The 8,961-nt window shown below is 64.1% G+C and carries 8 protein-coding genes and 1 pseudogene; 7 read left to right on the top strand and 2 right to left on the bottom strand.

Annotation, left to right across the window (positions count from 1 at the left end; translation table 11 throughout):
* Nucleotides 1-692: 692 nt before the first annotated feature.
* Complete coding sequence (ltrA, locus tag WAN71_RS12505; protein ID WP_422225630.1) at nucleotides 693-2,162, top strand: group II intron reverse transcriptase/maturase; 1,470 nt, start codon at nucleotides 693-695, stop codon at nucleotides 2,160-2,162.
* 113 nt (nucleotides 2,163-2,275) lie between these two features.
* Here ltrA and WAN71_RS12500 read toward each other — a convergent pair.
* Both WAN71_RS12500 and WAN71_RS12495 read right to left on the bottom strand, forming a co-directional pair.
* A pseudogene (locus WAN71_RS12500) lies at nucleotides 2,276-3,538 on the bottom strand (IS256 family transposase); the annotation flags it as partial.
* 157 nt (nucleotides 3,539-3,695) lie between these two features.
* Nucleotides 3,696-4,388, bottom strand: a complete 693-nt coding sequence (locus tag WAN71_RS12495; protein WP_422225629.1) for an alpha/beta hydrolase — start codon at nucleotides 4,386-4,388, stop codon at nucleotides 3,696-3,698.
* A gap of 208 nt (nucleotides 4,389-4,596) precedes the next feature.
* Between WAN71_RS12495 and WAN71_RS12490 the strand changes: the two genes are divergently transcribed.
* The 6 genes from WAN71_RS12490 to WAN71_RS12465 all read left to right on the top strand — a co-directional run bounded on the left by WAN71_RS12490 (nucleotide 4,597) and on the right by WAN71_RS12465 (nucleotide 8,930).
* On the top strand, nucleotides 4,597-5,226 hold the full coding sequence (locus WAN71_RS12490) for a DUF1643 domain-containing protein (protein ID WP_422225628.1): 630 nt from the start codon (nucleotides 4,597-4,599) through the stop codon (nucleotides 5,224-5,226).
* On the top strand, nucleotides 5,223-5,486 hold the full coding sequence (locus WAN71_RS12485; protein WP_422225627.1) for a hypothetical protein: 264 nt from the start codon (nucleotides 5,223-5,225) through the stop codon (nucleotides 5,484-5,486). The genes WAN71_RS12490 and WAN71_RS12485 overlap by 4 nt, the downstream gene beginning before the upstream one ends.
* The gene (locus WAN71_RS12480; protein ID WP_422225626.1) at nucleotides 5,483-6,481 is read left to right on the top strand and encodes an alpha/beta fold hydrolase; all 999 of its coding nucleotides are present in this window, start codon (nucleotides 5,483-5,485) and stop codon (nucleotides 6,479-6,481) included. The genes WAN71_RS12485 and WAN71_RS12480 overlap by 4 nt, the downstream gene beginning before the upstream one ends.
* Complete coding sequence (locus WAN71_RS12475) at nucleotides 6,482-7,867, top strand: FAD-dependent oxidoreductase (protein WP_422225625.1); 1,386 nt, start codon at nucleotides 6,482-6,484, stop codon at nucleotides 7,865-7,867.
* Between the two features lie 60 nt (nucleotides 7,868-7,927).
* Nucleotides 7,928-8,251 (top strand): ferredoxin, encoded by a 324-nt coding sequence (fdxA, locus tag WAN71_RS12470; protein ID WP_422225624.1) that lies wholly within the window; start codon nucleotides 7,928-7,930, stop codon nucleotides 8,249-8,251.
* Nucleotides 8,252-8,423: 172 nt separating this feature from the next.
* Nucleotides 8,424-8,930: a YkgB family protein gene (locus WAN71_RS12465; RefSeq protein ID WP_422225623.1), complete on the top strand. Its 507-nt coding sequence runs from the start codon at nucleotides 8,424-8,426 to the stop codon at nucleotides 8,928-8,930.
* Nucleotides 8,931-8,961 lie beyond the last annotated feature (31 nt).

The following is an 8,961-nucleotide window of genomic DNA, read 5'->3' as shown; positions in this document are numbered from 1 at the left end:
GGGTCCGTCAGATTAACGGTGTAAGTGGCATCTTCGGTTAGTTGTTCTCGCTGGCCGGCATGCGGTCGGCGAAGGTGATCGCGAAGGCGTTCAGTGCTGGTTTCGTGCGCCGTGAGGCGCTGTGATTTGAGTGGAGGTGAGAAGCCTTTGCCGTCGGGTCGTCGCAGCGGCCCGATAGGAGCTGAGGGCAGCCCGAGCCGGGAGGTGTCGGTGCGGGTGGGAGCAGCCCTGACAAAGCCGGGGCGTGTCAGTACTGCCAGATGGTGCGGGTCCGGTGAGCGGGATCGAAAGGAGTACGTGAGGAACCGATGTTGTAAAGCCCCTCAACGCTATACCGACTCGAATCTGGTGGATGTGGGTCGGGAGCGGCGCATCCCGAGGTGTGTGTGAGCCGAGGGAACTTTCCGGGCCGGTGAAACCCGCGTCCGGGGAGGCTGCGGAGAAGGTCTGCGGCGTAACCGCAGCGAGGCCGCAGGGGCAGAGTCGGGCTCCTCCTCGATCGAGCGAATCACAGTGAACACGGGAACCGTTGCGGGTCCGCCTTTCCGAGCGCAGCCAGCGTATCGGGCGGGGCTGGGCGCACCGTCGGCCGATCGGCTCGCAGCGGGGCGGAGTTGCCGTAGTACTCCGAGATCGGGAGAGCCGGTCACATGGGGAAGGGCAACAGTGAGAGGAGTCAGTTGGTTGCTGTAATGCCGAAAGATGCGCCGCCGAACGGCGGCGCCGGCTGTCCGGACCCGAAGGGTCCGTGGCAGCGGGTATCGGAGATGCAGGACAAGCTGCACCGTTGGGCGGTGGCCGATTCTGGTCGCCGGTTTGATGATGTGTTCAACCTCGTGCACGATCCGGCGACGCTGATCGTGGCGTTCGCCCGGGTCGCGGGCAACCGGGGCCGCAACACGCCCGGCGTCGACGGTGTGACTGCCGCCGACATCGAGCAAGGTCTCGGGCTGCCAGGGTTCCTGGACCAGCTGCGTGCGTCGCTGAAGGACGGCTCGTTTCGTCCTGTTCCGGTGCGGCAGCGGCAGATTCCGAAGCCGGGTGGGTCGGGCAAGCTCCGCAAGTTGGGGATTCCGACCATTGCCGATCGGGTGGTTCAGGCCGCGTTGAAGCTGGTGCTGGAGCCGATTTTCGAGGCCGACTTTCTGCCGGTCTCCTACGGTTTCCGGCCTAGGCGGCGGGCGCACGACGCGATCGCTGAGATTCAGATGTTCGGTTCCCGTGGTTATCAGTGGGTGCTCGACGCCGATATCGAGGCGTGTTTTGACCGGATCGACCATTCGGCTCTGATGGGCCAAGTTCGGTTGCGGGTCAGGGACAAGCGCGTGCTCGCGCTGGTGAAGGCGTTCCTCAAGGCCGGGGTGATGACCGAGACCGGCCACTACGAGGACTCCGACACCGGCACCCCGCAGGGCGGGATTCTGTCACCACTGCTGGCCAATATCGCGTTGTCGGTGCTCGATGAGCACGTGATGGCGCCGTGGCGACCGGACGGGGTGATGGGAACGACCTACCGACGCAACCATCGTCGCTCCAAGGGTCTGCCGACTTGGCGGATCGTTCGTTATGCGGACGATTTCGTCGTGCTTGTGCACGGCAAGGAAAGCGACGTGGTCGCGTTGCGTGAGGATATCGCGAATGTGCTTGTTCCGCTGGGGCTTCGATTGTCGGAGTCCAAGACGCGGATCGTGCACATGCGCGAAGGGTTCGATTTCCTGGGTTTCCGCATCCAGTGGAAACGCAAACGGGGAACACGGAAGTGGTTCGTCTACACGTTCATCGCCGACCGGCCGTTCCGGTCGGTAAAGGCGAAGATCCGTGCTCTGACACATCGTGTCAGCCAAGCGGACATGGGAGCTGTGGTCGGCAGGATCAACCAGATCCTGCGCGGTTGGACCAACTATTTCCGGCATGCCGTGTGCAAGCACACGCTCAACCGGCTGCGCTACTTCGTGAATTGGCGCATCATCTGCTGGTTGCGCAAACGGCACCGCTGGAGGTGGAAGGTGTTCCGCCGCAAGTTCACGAACCCAACGGGGCGGTGGCTTCCGATCGCGGCAGACGGGATCGAGGTGTTCAACCCGGCAGCGGTGACGGTGCGCCGTTACCGTTACCGGGGCAACCGCATCCCCAACCCGTTCCTGCGGCTAAGAACAGCCTGACGGCATCCGATCGTGGAGAGCCCGGTGCGTGGAGACACGCACGCCGGGTTCGGCGAGCGGCCCGGGGAAACGGAGCGGTAGCAATGCCGACACCGCGCCCCGGGCCGACTCAACCAGCGCATCGTCCATCGCTTCTGGCCGGTCCCGGTCGGGTCGAGCGATCGGGTGACCAAGTATAGGCATTTCAAGGCTGCTTGCTCGGTGGGGAAATGGCCGCGGACGCGGATAGCGCGCCGATAGCGGGCGTTCAATGATTCGATCGCATTCGTTGAACAGATCACCTTCCTTATCTCGTTGTCGTAGTCCAGGAACGGGATGAACTCCTCCCAGGCGTTGCGCCACAACCGGATTGCCGCCGGGTAGCGGTACCCCCACTCGGCGTCGAACGCGTCCAGGGCTTCCTTGGCGGCGGCGGCGTTGACCGCGGTGTAGATCGGTTTGATGGCCTTGGCGATCGCATCACGGTGCTGGCGGCCGGCGTAGCGGAACGTGCCCCGGATCAAGTGGATGATGCAGGTCTGCACGATCGTGTCGGTGAAGACGGCATTGACCGATGCAGGCAATCCCTTGAGCCCGTCGCAGACCAGGAAGAAGATGTCGGCCACCCCGCGGTTGCGCAGCTCGGTGAGCACGGCCAGCCAGTACTTGGCCGACTCGCCGTCGCCCTCGCCGGCCCACATCCCCAGCACGTCACGGTGCCCGGCCAGGTCCACCCCGATCGCGGCGTAGACCGGGCGTGGGCCGACTTGGCCGTCGCGGATTTTGACGTGCAGGGCGTCGATGAACACCGCGGCATAGACGCGTTCCAGGGGACGGGTATGCCAGGCGGTCATCTCCTCGATCACCCGGTCGGTGACCCGGCTGATGGTGTCCTTAGACACCTGGGCGCCGTAGATGTCGGCGAAATGAGCGCTGATCTCGCCGGTGGTCAATCCGCGGGCATATAGCGACAGCACCACCTCGTCGACGTCGGTCAGCCGCCGTTGGCGCTTCTTGACGATCTGGGGTTCGAACGTGCCGGTCCGATCCCGTGGTACCTCGATGTCCACGACGCCACATGCATCGGTCAGGACTGTCTTGGATCGGGTTCCGTTGCGCGAGTTGCCACTTCCATGCCCCTGCCGATCATGCCTGTCATAACCGAGGTGCTCGGAGAGTTCCTCATCGAGGGCGGTTTCGATCACCGTTTTGGTGATCGCCTTGAGCAGCCCGTCCGGGCCGGTCAACGCCACCCCGGCATCGCGGGCCTGGCGCACCAATTCGCGTGCGACTTCCAGCTCGTCGACCTCACGACCTTCAGGGACTTCAATCGCCGCCGCAGCGGCATCGGTATCAGCGTTCTCCAATGACGTCACAGCCATGAGAGTCTCGGTCATTTTCGGACCTTCCCGCCCCCGACACACCGGGGGCCGTCAGGCCACTTACACCGTTATTGCGACAGTCCCGCCGCGGGCACAGCGGCCCGCTTCCGTTCCTCGCTCAACCCAGCCGACAATTATTCAAGCCCGAAGGAAATAGTGTGAGGGTGCCGTGTCAGACGGCTGCGGCGGCGCTGGTGAAGAGTTCGAGTACTTGGGTGGGCCGGGTGGCGAACGAGGCGTGGCTGGTGTCGAGCTCGATGGTTTCGCGGGCGTGGATACGCTCAGCCATCTTCCGCTGGGTCTGCGGCGGGATCATTCGGTCTTGGGCCGAGACCTGATACCAGCTTGGCTTGGTGTTCCACGCCGGCTCCCCGGTGACATCGTCGAAGCAGCGACGTGCGAGCGGCCTCTGGGTTGTTGCCATAACCAGCGACTCGGTGTCGTCGAGGTCCTGGCAGAAGGCGTCGTGGAAAGTGTCCTGGCGGTGCCACAGGAAGTCGTCGTCGAAGGCAGGGCTGATACTCGCCAAGCCGGGCGCGGGGTCGCTGCTGGCGAGAATGCTATTCAGGCTTTCTCCCTGCGCCGGGGCGAACGCGGCGAGGTAGACGAGTCCGACCACGTTGGTTGCGCGGCCTGCGCCGGTGATCACGGCTCCGCCGTAGGAGTGGCCGACTAGCAGGGTCGGACCCCCCATCCATTCGGCTAGCTTCCGCGTGGTGGCGATGTCGTCAGCCAGCGACGTGAGCGGGTTCTGCGCTGCCATCACTCGATGCCCCGCTTCGTAGAGCCTCGGGATTATGTGCCGCCAGTGCGAACCGTCAGCAAATGCACCGTGCACGAGAACGATGTTGGGCTTGTCCGTCATGATTCATCCTTGCACGGCGCGAGGAGCTGGACTTCACCGCTGGTGCGCACCGAAACCCGATAGTCGGAATCTGCTAATACCTGTTGGCCCCCAAGCACTGTCAGCCCAATCGTGGACCACACTACGGAAGAAGACACAAGGGAGCTTTGTGGCCCCACAAGATCAAGACCTCTACTGAAGGCCCCTTGGGCGGCGAAGCATCAAAGACATGAACCGTGTAACCAACCAGGGACACAAAATGGTAGCGCTCACCCAACAGCTGCATCGTCCTACCGGTTTCCGCGAGTCGTGGGCGGTGTTCAGTCCCGACCGCAAGTGGCGGTATCGACTGGTGCGCGTGTGGGATTCAGACAAACCACGGCTGGGCTGGGTGATCCTCAACGGCTCCGACGCCGATGACCACCACACCGATGCGACGGTGCGCCGCTGCATCGGCTTCGCCCGGGCCTGGGGATACGGCGGCGTCGACATCGCCAACCTCTATGGGCTGGTGTCGAAGAATCCCGGGGCGCTTCGGCACCACTTCGACCCGGTCGGCCCAGACAACGATGCCCACCTGGCCGCGGTGTGCTCGGAGAACGACCTCACGATGCTGGCGTGGGGACCCAACGCCGGCACCGAGCACGCCCACGCGGTACTCCACATGCTGCGTCAGCTCGCCAAGCAACGTGGAGGGTCTTTGGCCGTGTTGGGCTGGACCCACGGTGCACACCCACTGCATCCACTGCTGGCGCCCAAGGACACCACCCCTCAATGCTTGACGCTGAGCGGGGCCGGTTGCGGTCTGCATGAGGCCGAGGACCCACGCTGGGGACATCTGTTGGCAGGTGCGGCATGACTTCCCGCATGACCATGACGATCCCGGACAGCCAGCGGCGGAAGCCCGATATGGAGCTGGTGCGCGAATTCGCCCATCCAGCACCGCAAGTCGCCGACCGATCCGTGCATGCAATGCACATCGTGGTGTCCCGTGGCAAGTTCGCGCGGGCGATCAGCACGCCGGGCCACAATGTGCGCCTGGGGATCTGGCTGGCCGGCTGGCACATCGCCATCTATGACGAATTCGGTGAGCAACCCGATCGTTTCGGAGGGCGATGATGCGCCACCACACCGGAATTCAGTTTCCCGGCATCAAACGGACGGTAACCACAAGCGACGGCGTGTCGCTGTCGGTGCGCGAGTACGGACCTCACGACGCCGCCCATACCGTCGTCCTTCTGCACGGGTTCTGCTTGAACAAAGACTCCTGGACGATCCAGATCGAGCACCTACTTCATCAATACGGCGACAGCATCCGGATCATCAGCTACGACCACCGCGGCCACGGCGACTCCGCGGCCGCACCGATGCACACCTACCACATCGACCAACTCGCCGCCGACCTCGCCGACCTGCTGGTAACCCTCGGCGTCACGGGCCCCCTTACGCTTGCCGGACATTCCATGGGCGGCATGGTCGCTCTGGCCTACCTCGGCGGTCCCGCCGGCCAGCGACCTGTCCAACCCCATGGGCTTATCCTCGTCGCCACCGCGGCGGGCAAACTCGCCGAGCGCGGCCTGGGCCGGCTGCTGGCCAACCCCGCCACGGACATCCTCTACGAACTCGCAAGCCACGCACCGCATGCCGTCGCCGACCGAGTCGTTCGTGCCGTTGGCCGACCGATCTGCGGCGCCGTGACCAGATATGGCGGATACGGCGCGGCGAGCCGGGACGCGCTTGTGGCGGTCTCCGCGGCGAGCGTCAACGCCACCCCGGTTGCGACCAAAGCCGGCTTTCTGCGCGCTCTACGGCGCTACGACCAGTATCAGACGCTGAGCTCCATCACCGCCGCGACGGTGATCATCAGCGGTGGTGCGGACCGGCTCACCCCGCCCTCGCATGCCCACGACCTGGCTCGCAGCATCCCCGGGGCCACGCTGGTGCACCGGCCCGCCGCCGGGCACATGCTCCTAGATGAGGCGGCCCACGTCATCAGCAACGCCATGATCGGCGTTATCGGTGCGCACATAACCGGCGCAATGAGACGCCGTGTCATGCGTACTTGCGACAAAGCAGTCTCGCGCCAGCCGCTCGCACTCCAGGAGGCCAGCTAGATGGCTACGCATATCGAACGTCCCTACCACGTCGCGATCGTCGGCTCCGGGCCGTCGGGATTCTTCGCGGCAGCATCGCTGCTGAAGGCCGCCGACGCGTCCGACGACATCGACATAGCGATCGACATGCTGGAGATGCTGCCCACCCCATGGGGTCTGGTGCGCTCCGGCGTCGCGCCTGATCACCCCAAAATCAAGTCGATCAGCAAGCAATTCGAAAAAACCGCTGAGGACCCGCGCTTCCGGTTCTTCGGCAATGTCGTGGTCGGCGAGCACATCAGCGCCGCCGAACTCGCCGAGCGCTATAACGCCGTGATCTATGCGGTGGGGACGCAATCGGATCGTTCGTTGAACATTCCGGGCGAGGACCTGCCGGGCAGCATCGCCGCTGTCGATTTCGTGGGCTGGTACAACGCTCACCCGCACCGCCGGGACATGATGCCCGACCTGTCGGGCGCCCGCGCCGTCGTCGTCGGCAACGGCAACGTCGCGCTCGACGTCGCCCGCATCCTCGTGACCGACCCAAACGTGCTCGCGCTCACCGACATCGCCGACCACGCCCTGGAATCGCTGCGCCCCCGCAGCGTCGATGAAGTGGTGGTCATCGGTCGGCGCGGGCCGCTGCAGACGGCGTTCACCACGCCGGAGTTGCGTGAGCTGGCCGACCTCGAAGGGGTTGACATCATGGTCGATCCGGCCCAGCTAGAGGGCATCACCGATGACGATGCCGCCGCGGTGGGCAAGGCCACGAAGCTGAACATCAAGGCGCTGCGGAACTACGCCGCCCGCGAGCCGCGTCCGGGAAACCGTCGAATCGTGTTCCGGTTCTTCACATCTCCGATCGAAATCAAAGGCGACGGCAAAGTGGAGCGGATCGTGCTCGGCCGCAACGAACTGGTCAGCAATGCCAGCGGACGGGTGGTGGCCAAGGACACCGGCGCGCGCGACGAGCTGCCGGTGCAGTTGGTGGTGCGCGCGGTGGGCTATCGCGGTGTGCCCACGCCGGGACTGCCATTCGACGACAAGAGCGGGACCATCCCCAACACCAACGGCCGGGTCGCGGGCAGTCGCAACGAGTACGTCGTCGGCTGGATCAAGCGCGGACCGACCGGAGTGATCGGCACCAACAAAAAAGACTCGCACGACACCGTGGACACCCTGATCGCCGATCTGGCCGCCGCTAGAAACTCCTGCGGGCTGGCGGATTTCGGCGCCGACCACGCCGACAAGCTCGCCGACTGGTTGGCCTCGCGCCAACCAAAGCTCGTCACCGCCGCGCACTGGGGGGCCATCGACCGCTTTGAGCGAGCGGCCGGCGAGCCAAACGGGCGTCCGCGCGTCAAGTTGCCGACTCTGGACGAGCTTCTCCGCGTGGGACACGGCTGATTCCGGTTCGGCAAACATGCCGCGTTGCTCATCTCGATAACAGTAAGGAAGGAGACGGTTATGGCCTATGTGATTGCCGAACCCTGCGTCGACGTCAATGACAAGGCATGCATCGAGGAATGCCCTGTTGATTGCATATACCAGGGTGCACGCATGCTCTACATCCACCCAGACGAGTGCGTCGACTGCGGCGCCTGCGAGCCGGTGTGCCCGGTCGAGGCCATCTACTACGAGGATGACCTGCCCGACGCGTGGAGCGGCTATGCCCAGATCAACGCCGACTTCTTTGCCGAGCTCGGTTCACCCGGCAGCGCGTCGAAACTCGGGATCACCGAAAACGACCCGATAGCGGTCAAAAGCCTGGACCGCGTAGACAAAGGTTGAACGCTCCGTAACAACTACCGACACGTGGCACATGACCGCTACTGGCCAGCTATCAGCTCCGCTTATAGCCGCCATCGGCAATGCGCGAAGGGGTTAGGACTACTTCCTCCAATGGCCGTGTTGTGCTGCCCGGAGGCAGATCGCCCCATTAACAGCACAGGGAGAAACCCGCATGACAACCTACCGGAACGATTCGAACACCGGCCGGCTCCTTCAGGTCTCCACAATCGATACCGTCGCAAGCCTTCTCGGCCGATACGGCCTCGTCGTCGTCATCGGCTGGATCGGCGCCTTAAAGTTCGCCAATTTCGAAGCGCACCAGATCCAACCGCTGATCGCGAACAGTCCGTTTATGGGCTGGCTCTACGACATCTTCCCCGTCTACACCTTCTCGGCGCTATTAGGCGTCTTCGAGGTTACCGCCGCGGTGCTGCTCGCGATCAAGCCGCTGTTCCCCAAGCTCTCCATTGTGGGCAGCGTGCAGGCCATCGTGCTCTTCCTCGCCACAATCAGCTTCCTGTTCACCACTCCCGGGATCGGCGAGCCGGCCGGCGGTGGCTTCCCAGCCCTCTCGCTCATCGGCGAATTCCTCCTCAAGGACATCCCGTTGCTGGGTCTGTCGTTCTGGACACTCGCCGACTCCATCCGTGCGGTGAGAGTACGTTCAACCGTCGTTTGACCGTTCGCTTGATCGTTTAGGTAAGTTCGCT

This window comes from Mycobacterium sp. (assembly GCF_049280035.1).
Lineage (GTDB): Bacteria > Actinomycetota > Actinomycetes > Mycobacteriales > Mycobacteriaceae > Mycobacterium.
This window is presented reverse-complemented; position numbering and strand designations above follow the sequence as displayed.